Source organism: Legionella massiliensis, from assembly GCF_000756815.1.
GTDB classification, from domain to species: Bacteria; Pseudomonadota; Gammaproteobacteria; order Legionellales; family Legionellaceae; genus Tatlockia; species Tatlockia massiliensis.
Genome location: NZ_CCVW01000003.1, coordinates 294,360 through 313,700, shown reverse-complemented (window position 1 = coordinate 313,700; position 19,341 = coordinate 294,360). Strand labels below are relative to the sequence as shown.

Here is a 19,341-nt window from a genome sequence, read left to right as displayed (position 1 = left end):
CCTATTAATTGCGCAAGGGTTTACCAGTTTCTAAAAGATGGGCAATCCGAGCCTGCGATAAGGGCGTTGCCGCCAATCTCACAAAGGCTTGTCTTTCCAGATGAAGTATCCAGTTTTCATCGATCAGTTCACCCTGATTTACCTCGCCGCCACAAATTACCTGGGCAATCTGTTGGGCTATAAAATAATCATGCGGGGAAATAAAACCTCCTTCTAACCAATTCACCAAGCCAGCTTGGAGACGAGCAATACCCTCTCGGCCTGCCGCTTTGAAACGGGTTTTTAATGGAGCCTGATAGTTTGCTGCTTGCATCGCTTTGATTTTAGCTAGCGCAGCATAAAGGACTTCGTTGCCATGCATAACCCAATAATCGTTCTCACGTAGATAACCCTTTTGTTGGGCATCTGTTGCACTACCAGCCACATAGGCCGTCGCGACTTGTTTGTAATAAGGCGCTAGGAAAACAAGCAAGTCAGCATCCTGAGCCTTAGCTACAGCTCGCATCGCCAGTTCTTTACAGCCACCGCCAGCAGGCAAAAGGCCAACACCAACCTCAACTAGGCCAGGATAGGATTCAAAGGCAGCCACCACTGAGTCACAATGCATCATTAATTCGCAACCACCACCCAGGGCACGTCCACGAAGGGCTGCAATCACGGGAATGGGCGAATATTTCAAACGCATTGCCGTATTTTGGAATTGATGAATCATCGCATCCAAAGCGTCCATCTTATTGGCCTGAATTAAGCTGGCTACACCGCGTAAATCAGCACCAGAACAGAAATTGCTAGGGTCATGTTGATAAATAATTAGTCCCTGACATTCTTTTACAGCGATGTCGATTGCCTGCTCAAGGCCGTCAAGAACAGCTTGTCCTACAGTGTTTGCTTTTGATTTGAAATTAACCACTGCCACATCATCTTTAAGATGCCATAAATGAACACCCTCATTTTCAAAGATTGTTTTTGTAGGATGGCTTTTTTCTTTTAAAACTCGGTCAGGAAAAAACTGACGATGGTAAACCGGCAATGCACTGCGTGGGCTATATTCATTTTTCAATGGCGCATAAGCCCCTTCAGTCGTGTAAAAATCACTAAGCTTAGGCAGCCAATCAGGTAGTTTTGCCTGGCTCAGACTTGATTTGTTAGCCATAGCATTTTCAATGATCGCCTGCATCTCAGCTAAGCCTGCTATTTGCCAGGTTTCAAAAGGTCCTTGCTGCCAACCAAAACCCCAACGAATTGCCAAATCCACATCACGAACATTATTGGCAATACTTTGTAAATGGTAAGCGCAATAATGGAAAAGATCGCGATAACAGGCAGTTAAGAACTTAGCCTGCATATCATTGGATTTAACCAAGAGTCTCATTCTCTCAGAGGGGTCGGCGGTTTTCATTATGCCTTTCAATTCATCACTAACCTCACCCTTAGCTGGTCGATAGGTCGCAGAAGCAAGATCAAAGACTTCAATAACCTTCCCGTTCTTACGATAAATACCCTGACCACTCTTCTGTCCCAAATGCCCTTCTTTGATGAGATTTAACAGCCATTGGGGGAGTGTATAAAGTGCATGCCAGGGATCATCTTTTAGTTGTTCTTCCATGGTATGAACCACATGTTGCATCGTATCTAAACCAACAACATCCATCGTTCTGAACGTTGCTGATTTTGGCCGGCCAACCAAGGGTCCTGTTAAGGCATCAACTTCGTCCAAGCCAAGCCCCATTGCCTCAGCATGGTGAATAATAGCCAATAAGGAGAAAACACCAACCCGATTCGCAATAAAATTGGGTGTATCTTTGGCGCGGATTACCCCCTTACCTAGAGAGCTGGTTAGCCAGGTTTCAAGATAATCGACAAGCTGTGGCGCCGTTGTTTTAGCTGGAATCAGCTCAGCTAAATGCATATATCTGGGGGGATTGAAAAAGTGGACACCACAGAAATTCTTATGAAGTGACTCGGGTAAAACCGTGCATAAGGAATTGATGCTTAGGCCGGAAGTATTGGATGCAAGGATAGTATCCTTTCTCAGATGAGGAGCTATTTTTTTGTATAAATCTTCTTTCCAATCTAAGCGCTCTGCGATTGCCTCAATCACTAGATCACATTCAGCCAGATCAGCTAGATTTTTTTCATAATTTCTTGCTTTTAAAAAAGCAGCTGTTTGCTCTGTCGCTAGGGGAGCGGGCTTTAATTTGCCAAGATTTGCGATGGCTTTGTCGACCAAAGCATTAGCTCCACCCTCTTTAGCAGCTAAATCATATAATAAGGTTTCAATCCCTGCGTTCACGCAGTGCGCCGCTATCTGTGCCCCCATAACTCCAGCACCGAGAACCGCGACTTTCTTGATGGAATAAGTTTCCTGCATGATCCTTGCCCTCTGTAATTTTCTAATCCTAGATCCCGCGGTCAAGCCGCGGGAATTCGATTGTTCGTATACTCTTTATTCCTCTCCACCGCGCACAGCGTGGGGGAGAGGGTTAGGGAGAGGGGGTTAAAATTAACTTGCGTAAGCAACCCTATTGGTTTTGTAGTCGCTACGCAACACGCCTATATCCCCCTCACCCACCCTCACTGCCATTAAGTTAAGGAAGGTTTTGTCATTCCCGCGAAAGCGGGAAACTATTTCTAGTTAAGCACAGTGCCAATGTAGAGATGGTTTCCCGCTTTCGCGGGAATGACAAATGCCCTTAACGTAATGTCAGTGTCCCCCCACGCTGCGAGCGAGAGGGGAACCTTAGATAGCAGCAATGCTTACAAACTACGACAAATTAAAACGTATACCCTGGGCTAAAGGCAAAGCATCGCCCCAATTGATAGTATTAGTTTGCCGTCTCATATAAGCTTTCCATGAATCTGAACCTGACTCACGACCACCACCAGTTTCCTTTTCGCCACCAAATGCACCACCAATCTCTGCACCAGAAGTACCAATATTGATATTTGCAATACCACAATCACTTCCAATCGCACTTAAATAACGTTCAGCATTCTTCAGGTTTTGGGTAAACATGGCTGACGATAAGCCTTGAGGCACGCCATTTTGTAAGGCAATTGCTTCTTCCAGACTACGATAAGACATCACATAAAGAATAGGAGCAAAAGTTTCTTCTTGTACAATTTCCCAGTCATTTTTTATTTCAGTGACTAAGGTAGGTTGTACAAAATTTCCTGGCACAGAGATCGCTTCTCCACCAAAAACAACCTGCCCCCCCGCTTCTTTGATGCGCATAATGGCTTGCTTGAATTGTTGCACGGCCTTTTCATCAATTAGCGGTCCCATTAAATTTTTATTATCTAGAGGATCCCCGATAGTTATTTGTTCGTAAGCATGCTGTAAGCGTTTGGTCACCTCGTTGTACATTGATTCATGTACGAAAAGACGCCGTGTTGAAGTACAACGCTGTCCTGCAGTACCTACTGCACCAAAAACAATAGCAGGAACGGCCAGATTTAAATCGGCTGACTCATCAAGAATAATCGCATTATTACCACCAAGCTCCAGAATGGTCTTACCAAGCCGTGCAGCAACCTTGGCAGCAACCTGTTTTCCAACTGCTGTTGAACCTGTGAAGGAAATGAGTGGTGTACGAGGATCATTGACCATTGCTTCCGCAACGTCGTGCGAATTAGGAATTATCAATGAGAAAATTTCTGGGCAATTATTCGCTTGTAAAACCTTATTACAGATATGCTGTACCGCAATTGCACAAAGAGGTGTTTTTGCCGAAGGTTTCCATAAGGTTACATTGCCACAGATGGCAGCAATAAAAGCATTCCACGCCCAAACAGCAACAGGGAAATTAAAGGCAGAAATTACCCCTATAATGCCATAGGGATGCCATTGCTCGTACATGCGATGATTGGGGCGCTCTGAATGCATGGAGTTACCATAAAGCATCCGGGACTGGCCGACAGCAAAATCAGCAATATCGATCATTTCCTGGACCTCGCCATCCCCTTCTTGTTTAGACTTACCCATTTCAAGGGAAACTAAACTACCCAGAACATCCTTATGCTCTCGCAGGGTTTCACCCATTTGTCGGATTATTTCACCACGCTTTGGAGCAGGAACTTCCCGCCAAGCAAGGGCGGCCTTTGTGGCTCGCTCCATAATACGTTGATAGTCTTGCATGGAGCAGGTTGCAACTTCAGCAAGTCGCTCACCATTTGCGGGGTTATAGGAAACCAGCCTGCTTGACCCGATTTCACTATGCCACCCCTGTCCACTAAATGCTCCGGGGTTTAAATCACTAATATTTAAACGCGTTAATAAATCCATTAGCTTCTCCTAAGCGTAATAACGACCAAAACGGTTCACCAGTACATCGGCTAAACGGAAATTCTCTTGTAATACAAGGCCATGATATTCATTCGCTTGGCCTAAGACCAAATCAACAACCGCGCAGACACCCGCTGCAGTACTTACCTGGATCGCTGACCATTCAAGATCGCGAATTGTTGCGGGATAGACTTTTTTAACATAGCTTTTCTCGGTTAATTCGCCATGCTTGATACCTTCAACGGTCACATAAACAATGACTATGTCCTGATAGGTTTTGGGAATAGCTCGTTCAAGAATCCGCTTTAAAGTTTCACGATCCTCGTTCAGCTTGAGATCATTCATCAATAAGCGCATTTTTTCACAATGGCCTGGATAACGCATGGTCTTGTAGTTCAAGCTTTGAATCTTACCGGTATAAAGCTCAGCTAAACTTCCCAGACCACCAGAAGTGTTAAAGGCCTCATACTCACAACCATCAATTTGAATAGCTTCTCTACCCTCTAAAGGCTTGAGAACTATGGGTTTGCCAGCTTCAATACCATAGCAAGGATTGCCATATTCATTAATTACGCCATCAGTCGACCAGGTTAAAGAATATTGCAAGGCATTGTTTGCTCGTTGTGGTAAGGCGCCGACACGCAATTTTGCATGATGACAAACCTCAAATTCCTTCATCAGGCTATTCGCTGCAATGCTAATAAAACCAGGAGCAAGGCCGCATTGAGGAACGAAGGCTGTTTCAGCATTGTTGGCAATAGACTTTACTGCTTCGGTAACTGAGGTATCCTCGGTTAAGTCGAAATAGTGGGCTTTGGCAGCTTTGGCGGCTTTGGCAACATGAACGTTAAGAAAATATGGCAGGCTTGAAATAACTGCAACAACTTGATTTTCAAGTAAATATGACTGAACTGAGTCTTGATCTTTGACATCAAGAGCAACTGTTTTAATTGTCGGTATAGCCTCTAATAAACGAGTTACGTCTGTGCCTGAGAAATCCAAATCGGCAAGATGAACCTCATAATCCCCTGTATCGGCTAGTAAGCAAGCAATTAAACTCCCAATTTTGCCTGCACCGGTAATCATTACGTTATACATATCTTCCTTTCTCCATTGTAAAACAAGACGTCATCGTACACTAAAAAAATGACCCTTTAAAAGACCCTAATGTTTTTTGTAGGAATCTTGACCTTTTTTAATTACTGCCTTATTGTCCATTTCATTTGATTGCTTAATAGTTCAATGACCCGCACAACCACTGTTGATACGCTCACTCTGAATTCGGCAAAAACGCTAAAATATAGCTATATATTGCGCGCCTTTTTATCTGGTTTGCTTTTGCCTCTGGGCTTCGCTCCCTTTCATCTTCCCTGGGCAACAATTTTGGGTCTTGCTCTTTTTTACGCACAATTACAGCAAGGGCATAAACGCCATGCTTTCCTAAATGGCCTTTTTTTGGGCTTAGGATATTTTGGTTTGGGAATCTCTTGGGTCTTTGTCAGTATTCATGAATATGGGCATCTCAACTCTTTTCTTTCTGCTTTGATTACCCTGTTTTTTTTACTATATCTCTCCTTCTTTCCTGCGCTAATGTCTTTCATTTTTAGAGTAATTAGCAAAAGAGAAAGTAAAATTTCCTCCTGTTTACTCTTTAGCGCGCTGTGGATTTTGTTTGAATACCTGCGTTCAACCTTTCTCAGTGGTTTTCCCTGGCTGCAATTAGGCTTTGGGCAATTTGATGCACCTAATAAATACCTCTTACCCATCATTGGCGTATACGGTGTTGGTTTTTTAACTTGCCTAGCAGCAACCTTATTAGCTTACGCGGTTCAATCAAAAGTTAAGCGCTTATACTTTATTGCTGCCTTTGGCTTTCTTCTCTTTTTCCCTTTGGTGTTCAAAACCGTTGAGTGGTCAAAAGCGAGTACAGAGCCTTTATCAGTCGGCGTAATTCAAGCCAATCTGTCCATGCGGGATAAATGGGATGAAACCTTATTTTGGCAATTACTTGAACGTTACAAACAGGATACCGAACAATTACTTGGCACTAGTCTTATCGTCATGCCTGAATCGGCTATACCACTTCCTCCAAGTTACATTCTTGATTTTCTTACAGATATAGACAACCGTGCTAAAGAGACCGGTTCCGCGGTAATGTTAGGTATACCAACACCAACAACCGTTGATGAAAATTATTATTATAATGCGCTAATCACCCTAGGCCAGGCAAAAGGCTCATACCAAAAACAACATCTCGTTCCTTTCGGTGAATACATCCCTGAGCCCTTTCAAGCGATTAGTAATTTGCTGGATATTCCAGAGGCTAATTTAAAACCAGGCAAAATAAATCAGCCTTTGGTTAAAGTCCAGCAATATACTATAGCCACTTTGATTTGCTATGAACTTGCCTACGGTGATTTGCTACGCCGCCAACTTCCGAAAGCACAGTGGATAGTATCTATTAGTGATGATGGTTGGTTTGGACATTCTCTGGCCATGTATCAGCAATTGCAAATGGCTCAGGTTCGTTCACTTGAAACGGCGCGTTATCAAGTTGTTGCAAATAATGACGGTCTATCTTCGATAATAAATTCTCGTGGCGAAATTACCTCTACTCTCCCTGCTTTCACAGCTGGAATCCTCAGAGCAGAGCTATTCCCAGCAACAGGAATGACTCCATGGGTTTATTGGGGAAATTCACCTACTCTTATATTTTGTGCATTAATTGTACTGATTTATACCGGATATCGTATCATCAAACAGAAAGTAAGCGATTAACCTATTGCTGCAAAGCACGAGAGGCGCTATTCTTACCAGCCTTACTGAAATTTAACTTATGACTATGGATAACAGCTATATACCACGTGAAATTGAAGAACAAGCCCAGCAATATTGGCTTAAAAAACAATCCTTTAATGTCTCTGAAGACCTAAACAAGGAAAAATTTTACTGCTTATCCATGTTCCCCTATCCTAGTGGCACTTTGCATATGGGACATGTCCGTAACTACACCTTGGGTGATGTTATCGCCCGCTATCAACGTGCATTGGGGAAAAACGTTTTACAACCAATCGGTTGGGATGCTTTTGGCCTTCCTGCTGAGAATGCAGCTATTAAACATGGAATCCACCCTGCTGAATGGACGAGAAAAAATATTGCTTCAATGAAGGAGCAATTCCTGAAGTTAGGAAATGCCTATGATTGGCGACGCGAAATCGCTACCTGCGACGCTGATTATTATCGCTGGGAACAATGGTTTTTTATTAAGCTCTTCGAAAAAGGCTTAGTCTATAAGAAAAATGCCGTTGTAAACTGGGACCCTGTTGACCAAACTGTTCTTGCGAACGAACAAGTTGTTGATGGCCGTGGCTGGCGTTCAGGAGCGCTTGTAGAGAGGCGTGAAATTTCTCAATGGTTTATCAAAATAACAGCCTATGCTGACGAACTCTTAGACGAGCTTGATAGACTCGACGAATGGCCCTCTCAGGTCAAACAAATGCAACGAAACTGGATTGGCCGCTCAGAAGGCTGCGAAATCAATTTCAAAGTGGCAGGCTATAACAAACGTTTAAAAATATATACAACCCGTCCAGACACCTTTATGGGTGCAACCTATCTTGCCGTAGCTCCGGATCATCCTTTAGCTAAAGAAGCCGCAAGCCATAGTGTTGATATTCAGGCTTTTATTGACAGTTGCCAAGGCGTACGCATGGCAGAGGCTGATATTGCAACCATGGAGAAACGTGGAATAGATACGGGGATGAAAGCCATTCATCCTATTAGTGGTGAAGAGCTTCCTGTATGGATAGCCAACTTTGTTTTGATGCAATATGGATCAGGTGCAGTTATGTCAGTTCCTGCCCATGATCAACGTGATTGGGAATTTGCACAAAAATACGAATTATCTCTTAAAGAAGTCATTAAACCCGCAGATGGCTCTACCCATGATTACTCAAAAGCAGCCTTTACAGCTGAAGGAATCCTGACTAATTCAGCTCAGTTTGACGGCCTGACCTCGGCAAAGGCAATGAAAGAAATTGCTTCTTATCTGGAAAACCATGATGCAGGTAAGGTAACCATTAACTATCGTCTACGCGATTGGGGCGTTTCACGTCAGCGCTATTGGGGAACCCCTATCCCAATGATTCACTGTGAGGAATGCGGTATTGTTCCGGTTCCAGAGCACGAATTACCCGTTACTTTGCCTGAAAATATTGAATTCACCGGTAGCGGATCGCCTTTAGCTCAATGTAATGAGTTTGTGCAAACCTCATGTCCAAAATGTGGTCAGGATGCAACTCGTGAAACAGATACCTTTGATACCTTTGTCGAATCGTCTTGGTACTACGCACGTTTTGCCTGTAAGGGACAAGATAACGCGATGCTAGATGATCGCGCAAAATACTGGACTCCTGTTGATCAGTATATTGGCGGGATTGAACATGCGGTTATGCATCTGCTTTATGCCCGTTTTTTCCATAAATTAATGCGTGACGAGGGTCTGGTCAATTCCGACGAGCCTTTTAAAGCCTTATTAACTCAAGGAATGGTACTTAAAGATGGCCATAAAATGTCGAAATCCTTAGGCAATGTGGTTGATCCAAACCATCTGATTGATACCTATGGAGCCGATACAGCGCGTTTATTTGTGATGTTTGCTGCCCCACCAGAGCAATCACTGGAATGGTCAGATACAGCTGTAGAAGGAGCGCATCGCTTTTTAAAACGTATTTGGGCCTTTGCTCACCAGCATCAACAAACAATGTGTGACATTAATGACCTTATTCTAGGTGGTAATGGACATATTGACTGGCAAAATACCGAAAATCGCTTGAAAAAGTCTCGCTTGGTTGTCCATCAGACTCTTATGCAGGCAAGCAATGATTATGAGCGACATCAATTTAATACTGTAGTTTCTAGCTGTATGAAGCTTTTTAATGAAATATCCGGCTACGAAATTATTACCGAAGAAGACAAACATTTCCTTCACTCGGCCCTAAGTATTTTGCTGCGACTTTTAGCACCAATTACACCACATATTTGTCACTACCTATGGCAAGAGTTAGGCTTTGATAAAATTATTATCGATGCACCTTGGCCAAAGGTTGATAAAAGTGCACTAAAAAGCGATGAGTTAGATTTTGTCGTGCAGATTAATGGTAAGTTAAGAGCTCAGTTTACGGCTGATAGCGATACAACTGAAGACGTTCTAATAGAATTAGCTAAGCAACATGCAGCTGCTTTCTTAAGTGATACATCGGTCAAGAAAGCTGTTGTGGTTGCTCATCGTCAATTGATTAATTTGGTTGTTGGCTAATGATTAGGAAATTGCTACTCCTTGGATTGATAACTTTACTTGCCAGTTGCGGTTTTCACCTGCGCGGTTTTAATGATATGCCCAGATGGTTGAATAACATCTCAATTGTCATTGAGAATGCGCATCGCGATTTGGGTCCGATAATCAAAGATCAGTTAGAAGCATACAAGATTCAAGTTAATCCTGCCCCTGCTCGGGCAGACTATATTCTTGTTATCGAATCAGATGGCATCCAACAACAAATAACCAACATTGCAGCAAGCACTGCCCCACGGCAATACCTGCTAATTTACGTAGTGCAGTTTAAGCTTATAAAAGTTAAAGGTGGCGTGATTATTCCACCGACCTCTGTTTCGGTAACCCGACAGTTAACAGTAAATAACGATAGAATCTTAGGCTCTAATTCAGAAGAAACCTTACTGAGTAAGGAAATGCGTAATGATGCTGCCATGCAGATAATGAATCGTTTGAGTCGAGAGAATAAGAGCCTTTCGGCGGCTTCGTAATTGTGCTAAAACAGCCCCTCATCCGTCGCTTCGCGCCACCTTCTCCCCGCTCGCGGGGAGAAGGTGCCCGAAGGGCGGATGAGGGGTTGCTGGTTAGAATTTCCTTTCCATCTAAGCCGCAGGGCGTTTTAAAAATTTTTAAGGCGAGTCAATGCTTATTAAACAACAAGCTCTGGCAGTACATCTTCGGCAAAAACAAGCCTCAGCTTATATTCTTTTTGGCCAGGATCCCTACCTTTTAAACGAAGCAGCAGAGAGCATTAAACTAGCATGGAAAGAAACCTATGCATCTGAAATGGAACAGGCATTATTACACCTTAATGCCCCTTCAGATTGGGCTTTGGCTTTTGAGCAAGCCAATAGTTATTCCTTATTTGCCACTACCGTCTTACTCGATCTCCGCTATGAAAAAAAGACTCTCGAGACAGCTGGAAAAGATTTTTTAAACAAGCACTTACAAGACTCTGCCCCCTCAAGCCTAATCTTGCTGCGTGCCCCTAATTTAACGCTAAAGCAATTGCAAAACTTCAGCAACCATCAAAATTTACATCTTGTGCAGGCAATACCACTTCAACCGACTGCCATGCAACATTGGATCGCTGAAAAATTACAAAAGAAAACCTTAACCTTTGTGCCAGAAGTTCCAGCTTTAATCCATCTTTATACCCAAGGAAACATGCTTGCTTGCGCGCAGGCCATAGATAAGCTGGAATTGGTCGCTGAGCCAGGGACAAGATTAACAACTGAGTTGGTTAAAGAGCAATTGGTCGATCAGTGTGATTTTCAACTCTTTGAGTTAGCCGATGCCTGTTTATCTCAGCAGCCAGACAAGGTGATTCAATTACTACGCCACGCTTATCACTCTAAGGCAGAACCAACCTTGGTATTATGGATCCTTAGTCAAGAAATACGTATAGTTCTGCAGTTGATTGAATTGACAACCCAGCAAGCCCTGCCTTTCAATACAGCCTGCAGCCAATTAAAAATATGGCCGCAGCGAGCCAAACTATACCAATCAATAGTAAAAAAGATACAAGCAAAAACCTTATTGCACTTACTACAATTTTGTAAAACTATCGATGAGCGCATAAAATCAACTCAAAATAATCAAATTTGGCTAGCACTAGAGCAGGTAGCACTTTCTCTTTGCTTAACAAAACAGGTAGGTAGTTTTGCATAACTTTATTATTTATGGCGGAACCTTCGACCCCATCCACTATGGCCATATAAAAACTGCTTTAGATGTCCAGGGCTTTTTCCATTTTGAGCGCTTTGTATTCTTACCCTGCAAAATTCCTGTCTTAAAAAATCAGGCTCTAGCAACCCCAGAGCAACGGGTTAGTATGATGGAGCTTGCACTTGCTCCCTATCAACAGCAAGCTAGATTTTCAATTGATTTATCGGAATTAAATCGTGATACCCCCTCATACATGGTTGATAGCTTGGAATATTTCCGTAAGCAATTTGGTGAAGAGCTCGCAATTACACTCTTAATGGGAATGGATACCTTTAGTCAGCTCCATCGCTGGTATCAATGGTCCAAACTTATAACACTTTGCAATATTCTGGTTATTGATAGAGCAGGCTTTGCTAAACAAGCCCTTCCTGATTTAGTTCAAGACCTATTAGATAAGCAACAAACCTTTGATGCGAATGCACTAAAGCAAAAGTCGCATGGGCTTATTTATCGCTATAATGCGGGGCAATTTGACTTTTCATCCAGTTGGATAAGAGAACAACTTAGTAAAAACAATGAGTTAGAAAATTATCTACCAATCGCCGTTCTCGAATATATAAAGAAAAATAATCTGTATCCCTGAGACTCTTCTCAAAATTTAGAGTAATCTGTTTTCTGTGATAGGCCTATCCGGATAAAACTATAGTGAGTATTTATAAGCTTTATAAAAACTTGTTTAAATATCAAAAGAAACAGCCTCTGCTGTTTAGCCTATTGTGCCTCGCGGTTATTTTTTCTGTGATATTTCAATGTATCCAACCCCTGCTTGTGGAATGGCTAATTAATGTTGTATTGAAGACTCAGCAGATTTCATTGTTAATCTGGGGGTTGTCTCTTTTGTTGATCAACTTTTTATTGTTTGTTTTCATCTACTTGATGCGTGCAAAAATCCTATCTTCTCTAGGGGCAAAGATAATTGCTCACTTGAAATATCGATTATTTGTCACGATTCAAAACTTAGATCTGAATAGCTATTACAAGAAAAATAACACCCCGTTGATATCCTATTTTAGTGAGCATATTTCTCTGGTTGAAAGCACGACCCTGTTTGCAGCCTGGAACCTTATAGGTGATATATCACTCTGCCTGGCTGCTGCAGTGCTTTTCTTTTATTTTAATTGGATGATTGCTTTGATTATTCTGCCCTGTCTGGCACTCATTTTCATCTTGCCCCGGTATTTTTTTAAAAGAAGCAAATCGGATATAAGTGAAAAACAAGAGCTGGATGCACAACTAATAGAATGTGTTCAGGAAAACATTGCGATGCAAGATGTCATTCGCTTAGGCTTGCTTAAAAACTATAGAAAAAATCAATTTCAATCGCTAATAAATCAATCGGCCAAGATCAATTATCGTTATAACTTTGACTTGGGCTTTTCCAGTGCCTCTCTATTATTGGGTATAAATTTTTCTTTGCTTTTGATTTATATCCTGGGTGGAATATTGATTTTCTTGAACTTACTAAGTCTCGGCTCATTTATAGCATTTATTATACTCTTCAGAAACTTTTTATCAGCGATTAATAGTATTAGCAACACCCTACCTCAAATTATGCGCTGCGCCTTCAGTTTTAATCTAATTGAAGATTTATTAGAGATGGAAACACCAGTGATTAAAGAGTTTGATCTCCCCAGATTTGCAAGGGAAATTTGTTTTAAGAACGTCTCATTTAATTATAATAATGTCATGGTGCTTAAAGCACTCAACTTTAAGATAAAAGCAGGCCAACTTGTTGGGATTGTTGGTTTAAGTGGCTCCGGAAAAAGTACCCTCTTAAAGCTTTTATTAAAAGAAATTTCCTCTACTTCAGGTAGCATTTTTTTTGATGGTTATAATTATAGTGATTTCCCGCAAACATCGCTGCTTTCTCAAACCTCAGTGGTCATGCAAGAGCCTAAATTGTTTGAAGGTAGCATCATGGAAAATATTGAAATGGGGTGTTTGGGAGCCTCAAAAAATGAGATTTTTGAGGCCGCAAAAAAAGCCGGAATTCATGATGAAATTATGCAACTTCCTGAACAATACGACAGCATAATTGGTCATAAAGCTACAGATTTATCAGGAGGCCAGAAGCAAAGAATATGTATAGCCCGTGCTTTAATTGCTAATCCCGCCATTCTTTGTCTTGATGAAGCAAGCTCAGCCCTGGATCCTTTTGCCACATCAATAATCGATGAAACTGTTAGAGCCTTAACCAAGGATCATACTGTTATTTCCATTACTCATAGACTTGGCTCAGTTATCAATGCCGATTTAATTTTGGTGATGAATCACGGTGAAATTGTGGAAACTGGAAGTCATCTTTCCTTAATAGAGCAAAATGGATTTTATAATCAGTTGTGGAATAAACAGCAAGGATTTACATTAATTCCAAAACAAGGTTTTATAAGTGTTTCTCCTCAGTGGCTTAAGCAAATTCCCTTGCTTGCAGAGTTTGATAGCGACTTAATGCATGAAATAGCAGACAGTATGATTACTGAAAGATGGGACAAAGGTGAAATTGTATTTAAAAAAGGGGATCCTGGAGATAAATTTTATATCATTGCCATCGGAATGGTTGAGGTTTTTTCAGCTAATACGGGCACAGAAACAGCTATTGCAAATCTAAGTGATGGAGACTTTTTTGGCGAGGTTGCATTGCTCTACAATTGCGAACGAAATGCCACTGTTAAAACAAGTTCAACCTGCTTGTTTTTATCACTTGCTTCTGATGTTTTTTATAAAATAATTCAACGCTTGCCTAAACAGCAAAAAAGCGATCTACTTGAAAAAGTTTATGCTCGTTTGAGTGAAGAACAAAAGTTAAAAAATTATCAGACCCGCTTTATAATTTGATCTGAGTTTTGTGAATATGTACTTCCCACAATAGCATGCTGTTACCATCAGTATTTTATTATTTTTCAGAATTGATTCGTCAGACTATTTGTACGGAACAAAAAAGTTTAATCCCAGGAAAAATTAGAACTCCCGCTACTCGACCCTGAGAGATCCTCACAAAATTTTTCCGTCTACGTACCGCGCATAATAGGCATTCTCTTTTAAACCAGTTTTTGTCCCATACCAAGCATCAGCATCACGACTATTCCCCAAATTCAAAGAACAACTCACTTAGCCTAAATTCATACAAATAGTAAATTTACGTATTAGGTCCAAGAAATCCTTAAGCCATGAGCTGCATAATTCCAGCGCAAATGACACAGAGGATAGACTCAATGAAAAAAGTTAATGGTAGGTATCAGTCTCTATTTGAATATCTAGTTGAGAAAAGGTTCCCCTTCGCCCGTACCATAGATGCTTATCTGTATCCCGTGGAGCATGCAACTTTAAATTCGAGCTCACCTTATAGTCGTAGATATGACGATGTATCACGGGGATTTTGGGCTGATCATTTTATCGGATCCGTACAGCCCCTAGCGTCAATGCTGAATGACGTTGAATATACCTTTAAGCCTTATAAATCTGGTTGGGAATTGCTAATGGATTTTGCGCAACCCTTTCGTGGAGTTAGCAATATTCTACGAGGGCTAGCTAATGTTATTGCTGCACCAATTATCTTCCTTGGGAATCTCTTTAGATACACGTTTATTGAAACAAATAGTCCCCTTGACGATATACAACAAGAACTAGGGCAGCCAATATTCTGGTTTATTGATGGCCTTTCTAGTCTATTAAGAGGTGCGACTCAAATTATTAGTACCCCCCTAACCTGGTGTATAAGAACCCATTTGCGAAGTGTTATCACCAACATAGTCGGCTTTCCTGATATCAGGGAAAACGAAGAGATTCAATATTTAGTTAGCCGAGGTACTGAGGCTTTTGACGAGAGTGATGCTAATACCATGAATTGTATTAAACATCGATTGCATGAAGAGTATCAAAAATCCTTAGCTAAAGGACAATCCTCGGTCATTTCTCCTAAGCGTGAAGAAGCAGTTTTCAGAAGTACGGAGGTTAGCTATAAGGATTATTTCGGTTTATTCAGAAAACCAGAAGGGCCAAGAGCAACGACTATGGTTGTGGACCAACCAACAAACCTTGTAATAGGTGACGTCCCCCCACCTCTTATCTAAGGAAGACCTTGATGCAGGCTACAACTAACTCATTAAACAACTGCAAACTCTAGCCATCCGATAACTCATAATCACCCGGCATATAAACCATAGAAGTATTCCCCACCTTTTGAGGAGTACTCTTGGTTGGGGTGGCTGCAGTGGCAGGAGTATGTTCTTTTTCAAATAGTTTAGCTTTCTTGATAAAATCAGGCATTGAAGCTGAAAGCCAACCAACAAGCGGATCAAATTTGGCATAGAGCTTTGATTCTTTCGAATATTCTTCATGTGGAAGTGAAGTCAGCTTAATCACCACCATAATTAGAGCAACAATAAAAACTCCACGCACAAAGCCAAAGCCCATACCCAAAATTCGATCAGTTCCACTTAAACCAGAACGCTTTAAGATAAAACCAAGTACAGCATTGACAATACCGCCGGCAATTAAAGTACCAAGCAGGACTAGAATAAAGGCTGTAGCCATTATCGCAGTTTTATCTTGGATATATTTTTGTAACCAGGGATAAAGGCCTTGCGAATATTCAAAAGCCAACCAAAAAGCTAGAATCCAGACAGCTAAGGCGATTAGCTCTTTAACAAAACCACGAACCAATCCGGTGAGTACTGATAAGCCAATTATCGCCAGAATAGCAAGATCAACCCAATACGCCATCTAAATTAACCCTCTCCAGTGGTAACAATAAACCCTCTTATCTGCACTGCACTGGCTAATTGTTGCTGTAATCTTTGTGCCTGCTCTTTTTTGTTAAGTTGACCAACGAGAACTTTATAGACAATGCCTTCATTGGTTTTTACCTTGTTATAGGTCGCTTTATAACCTTTGTTTTTCAATTTTGAAATTAGAGAATTGGCATTAATTTGACTACTAAAGGTCGCTAACTGTACTGCATAACCATTTTTTGGAGCTTTATTGACAACCTTTTTGGCTGCAGGTTTAGCGGCTGGTTTTACCTGTACTTTAGTAACCTTGTTCGTTTTAGCAACTGCCTTAGATTTGGAGCTCGCTGGCTTAGTGGCTAAGGATACACTTTTTGCTGCTTTATTCGCTGGAACAACATCGACCGATTTACTTGCCGGTGCAGACACTTCCTTGGCGAGATCAGTGTCTGAATCAGCAAAACCTGCAGAATCAAAGTTGGGCTCTTCGTCAGCCAAAGCCAAGGTTTCCCCAACAAGCTCACCAGTTTTAGCTTTTTGATCTTTGACCTGGCTAATTGATTCAGCCTTGGCAAGGGTCGTTAGAGGTTGTTGCTCAGAAACTTGCGGCAATTCAACGTGCGCCACTTTTACAGAGTCAAACATTTCTTTCTTTTCAACCAAATCAACGTCAGGTTGCTCCGGTTTCGGAGGTAGTTTCACAGCGACACTGACATTACCATCGAAGCGCTGATTGGATTTTTTCATAACTGCCGGTGCAAAGATAGCAGCTATAGAAAGGATAACAGCAAGACCTATAAGCCGGTGTTTAACCCGCTCATCTAACACTATTTTCATATTGTCTCCTCAGAACTGTAAGCCTTTCGCAATAAAACCTCAGCAGCTTAGGCTTCAAACCAACATCTTGTCAACATAACCGTAATAATTTTAACCAACTAAAATTAGATCGCTCACTGTAATAAATGAGCCATAAACAACAATTAAATCATCCATACTTGCCTCTTCACAGGCCGACTGATAAGCCAGAAGCGGATTATCATAGCAACTTGTATTTATCCCAAACTGGTCGAAAGCCTTAATAAACTGTTCTTTTGAAGCAGCACGCTTAGTTTCTAATAATGCAGGGTACCAATTTGTTACACAGCTCAACAAGGGAGCAATCAATCCTGGAATATCTTTATCCTTAAGTGCTGAAAAAACAGCATGAATACGCTTTTGAGGATAATGATTACCTAAATACTCAGCAAGGTGTCTAACTGCTTGCGGATTGTGTGCAACATCAAATAAGGTCATTCGCTTTGAATTAACAACTTGCAGTCTGCCTGCTAGAGAAAGAGTTTGTAGCCCCTGCTGCCAATGTGCGTGAGTGAGTGGCAAACCTTCCCCTAACAAAATGCTGGCTATTATAGCAGCAACAACAGAATTTGGATGTAACTTAGGTTTCGGCAGCTCTGTCCGCTCACCTTGAAAATGAAGTTCAATACTATTTTCACCTAAGCTGAACTCATAATCCCGTCCCTGAATAAAAGACGAGGTTTCAAGTGATATTGCTTGATCAATGATGGATGCTGTTGGGTTTTTATCAGCATAAACAAATAAGCACTTAGGCCGTAAAATCCCAGCTTTTTCAAAACCAATCTCTTCCTTCGTATTTCCCAGATAATCTTGATGATCTAAATCAATGGTCGTAATAATTGCCAGATCAGAATCGATTATATTGGTTGCATCAAGACGCCCACCAAGGCCAACCTCAAGAATGATTAGATCCAAAGTATGTTGCTTGAAATACCATAAGGCAGCCAAGGTTGCCATTTCGAAATAGGTTAATGGCACCTCTCCTCTACTCTCTTCAATTAGTGAAAATGCCTTACAGAGATCATTATCGCTAATCAGCTTTTTATTAATCTGGATGCGCTCATTGAACTTTAATAAATGAGGTGAGGTATAGCTTGCTACCTGATAGCCTGCCGCAGAATAAATTGCTTCTAAGGTTGCAACGGTAGAACCCTTACCGTTGGTCCCAGCTACTGTAATAACTTTTGCTTGTGGTGAGAGTAAATCAAGAGATTCAGCCACTTTCTTGATACGTGCCAAACCAAGCTGAATCTCTTGTTGATGACGATTTTCGAGAAAATCTAGCCATTCTGTTAGGGTAAAATCACTATGCTTCATCAGTTTCGATCAATAGTTCGCGGTGAGATAATTTTGCCACTAATTCAGCAAGGGTTGATCTTAAGGCTTTGCGTTCCACAATCATATCGATATGCCCATGCTCAAGCAAAAACTCGCTACGCTGAAACCCTTCAGGCAAGGTCTGTCTAACAGTCTGCTCAATAACACGGGGACCAGCAAAGCCAATTAAGGCATTGGGTTCTGCGACAATAATATCACCGAGGCTTGCAAAGCTAGCAGAAACACCACCCATTGTCGGATCAGTAAGCACAACAATAAAAGGCAGTTTCGCTTTGGCAAATTTAGCCAAAGCCGCTGCGGTTTTCGCCATCTGCATAAGAGAGAACAAGCCCTCTTGCATGCGCGCCCCACCGCTTGCAGTAAAGCAGATATAAGCTCTTTTTTCGGCAATAGCAACGTCTACAGCACGAACAAACTTTTCACCGACTGTTGCGCCCATTGAGCCACCCATAAAATTGAATTCAAAAGCGCTCACAACAACAGGTAGCTGTTGTAAATTGCCTTTCATAACGATTAGTGCTTCCTTTTCACCTGTCGCTTTTTGCGCTTGACTGATTCTATCCTTGTATTTTTTAGAGTCCTTAAATTTCAGACGATCGATAGGCTCTAACTCTTCGGCAATTTCTTCTTGTCCTGCCTCATCAAGAAATTGAGCCAGACGCTCCCTTGCTGATAAGCGATGATGGTGATTGCAATTCGGACAAACAGAGAGGTTTTTAACAAGCTCAGAGCGATAAAGCACAGAGCTACAACCTAAACATTTAACCCAAAGCCCCTCAGGAACCCCTTTTTTTTGAGAGGTCTCGGTTCTAATTTTCGAAGGTAATAATTTTTTCAGCCAACTCATACACAAGGATCCATTAATGCCAAGGCGAAATAGTATAACCTGAAATTTATCTCAGAGCTTGTTTTATTAAAATGAATTCGTCGTATTTTTGCTAAAAAACTACAAATTAAATAACCAATACCTTTATATGTTTATTCGAATAGACAAATTACAAATATTTTGTTTATTTTAAGCACATAAAGAGCTAAAAAAGGTCCTTTTTGAATGTTAGATGATGATTAAAAACCAA

Annotated in this window: 14 protein-coding genes; 7 read left to right on the top strand and 7 right to left on the bottom strand. The window is 41.4% G+C overall.

Features of this window, described 5'->3' with window-relative positions:
* Positions 1-4: 4 nt before the first annotated feature.
* The 3 genes from BN1094_RS12980 to BN1094_RS12970 all read right to left on the bottom strand — a co-directional run bounded on the left by BN1094_RS12980 (position 5) and on the right by BN1094_RS12970 (position 5,383).
* Positions 5-2,371: a 3-hydroxyacyl-CoA dehydrogenase/enoyl-CoA hydratase family protein gene (locus BN1094_RS12980; protein WP_043874870.1), complete on the bottom strand. Its 2,367-nt coding sequence runs from the start codon at positions 2,369-2,371 to the stop codon at positions 5-7.
* A 393-nt stretch (positions 2,372-2,764) separates the two neighbouring features.
* Positions 2,765-4,285: an L-piperidine-6-carboxylate dehydrogenase gene (gene amaB / locus BN1094_RS12975; RefSeq protein ID WP_043874869.1), complete on the bottom strand. Its 1,521-nt coding sequence runs from the start codon at positions 4,283-4,285 to the stop codon at positions 2,765-2,767.
* Between the two features lie 9 nt (positions 4,286-4,294).
* The gene (locus BN1094_RS12970; protein ID WP_043874868.1) at positions 4,295-5,383 is read right to left on the bottom strand and encodes a saccharopine dehydrogenase family protein; all 1,089 of its coding nucleotides are present in this window, start codon (positions 5,381-5,383) and stop codon (positions 4,295-4,297) included.
* A gap of 144 nt (positions 5,384-5,527) precedes the next feature.
* On the opposite strand from BN1094_RS12970, the gene lnt reads away from it, so the two are divergent.
* From lnt to BN1094_RS12935, 7 genes are all read left to right on the top strand, one after another.
* A complete protein-coding gene (gene lnt, locus BN1094_RS12965; protein ID WP_043874867.1) occupies positions 5,528-7,063 on the top strand; it encodes an apolipoprotein N-acyltransferase in 1,536 nt (511 codons plus the stop codon).
* Between the two features lie 64 nt (positions 7,064-7,127).
* On the top strand, positions 7,128-9,602 hold the full coding sequence (gene leuS, locus BN1094_RS12960) for a leucine--tRNA ligase (protein WP_044011880.1): 2,475 nt from the start codon (positions 7,128-7,130) through the stop codon (positions 9,600-9,602).
* On the top strand, positions 9,602-10,108 hold the full coding sequence (locus tag BN1094_RS12955; RefSeq protein WP_043874866.1) for an LPS-assembly lipoprotein LptE: 507 nt from the start codon (positions 9,602-9,604) through the stop codon (positions 10,106-10,108). The genes leuS and BN1094_RS12955 overlap by 1 nt, the downstream gene beginning before the upstream one ends.
* 151 nt (positions 10,109-10,259) lie before the next feature.
* Positions 10,260-11,288 carry a DNA polymerase III subunit delta gene (gene holA / locus BN1094_RS12950; RefSeq protein WP_043874865.1) on the top strand — a complete coding sequence of 343 codons (1,029 nt, stop codon included), beginning with the start codon at positions 10,260-10,262 and terminating at the stop codon, positions 11,286-11,288.
* Entirely contained in the window at positions 11,281-11,928 is a 648-nt protein-coding gene (gene nadD, locus BN1094_RS12945) for a nicotinate-nucleotide adenylyltransferase (RefSeq protein ID WP_043874864.1), read from the top strand. Before holA ends, nadD begins: the two co-directional genes overlap by 8 nt.
* Before the next feature lie 62 nt (positions 11,929-11,990).
* Positions 11,991-14,180, top strand: coding sequence for an ATP-binding cassette domain-containing protein (locus BN1094_RS12940; protein WP_043874863.1), 2,190 nt, complete (start codon positions 11,991-11,993; stop codon positions 14,178-14,180).
* 377 nt (positions 14,181-14,557) lie between these two features.
* Positions 14,558-15,415, top strand: coding sequence for a hypothetical protein (locus BN1094_RS12935; RefSeq protein ID WP_043874862.1), 858 nt, complete (start codon positions 14,558-14,560; stop codon positions 15,413-15,415).
* Positions 15,416-15,464: 49 nt separating this feature from the next.
* On the opposite strand, the gene BN1094_RS12930 is transcribed toward BN1094_RS12935, so the two are convergent.
* The 4 genes from BN1094_RS12930 to accD all read right to left on the bottom strand — a co-directional run bounded on the left by BN1094_RS12930 (position 15,465) and on the right by accD (position 19,112).
* Positions 15,465-16,067 (bottom strand): CvpA family protein, encoded by a 603-nt coding sequence (locus BN1094_RS12930; RefSeq protein ID WP_081935152.1) that lies wholly within the window; start codon positions 16,065-16,067, stop codon positions 15,465-15,467.
* 5 nt (positions 16,068-16,072) lie between these two features.
* The gene (locus tag BN1094_RS12925; protein ID WP_043874861.1) at positions 16,073-16,909 is read right to left on the bottom strand and encodes an SPOR domain-containing protein; all 837 of its coding nucleotides are present in this window, start codon (positions 16,907-16,909) and stop codon (positions 16,073-16,075) included.
* 90 nt (positions 16,910-16,999) lie between these two features.
* A complete protein-coding gene (gene folC / locus BN1094_RS12920) occupies positions 17,000-18,244 on the bottom strand; it encodes a bifunctional tetrahydrofolate synthase/dihydrofolate synthase (protein WP_043874860.1) in 1,245 nt (414 codons plus the stop codon).
* A complete protein-coding gene (gene accD, locus BN1094_RS12915; protein WP_043874859.1) occupies positions 18,234-19,112 on the bottom strand; it encodes an acetyl-CoA carboxylase, carboxyltransferase subunit beta in 879 nt (292 codons plus the stop codon). The genes folC and accD overlap by 11 nt, the downstream gene beginning before the upstream one ends.
* Positions 19,113-19,341 lie beyond the last annotated feature (229 nt).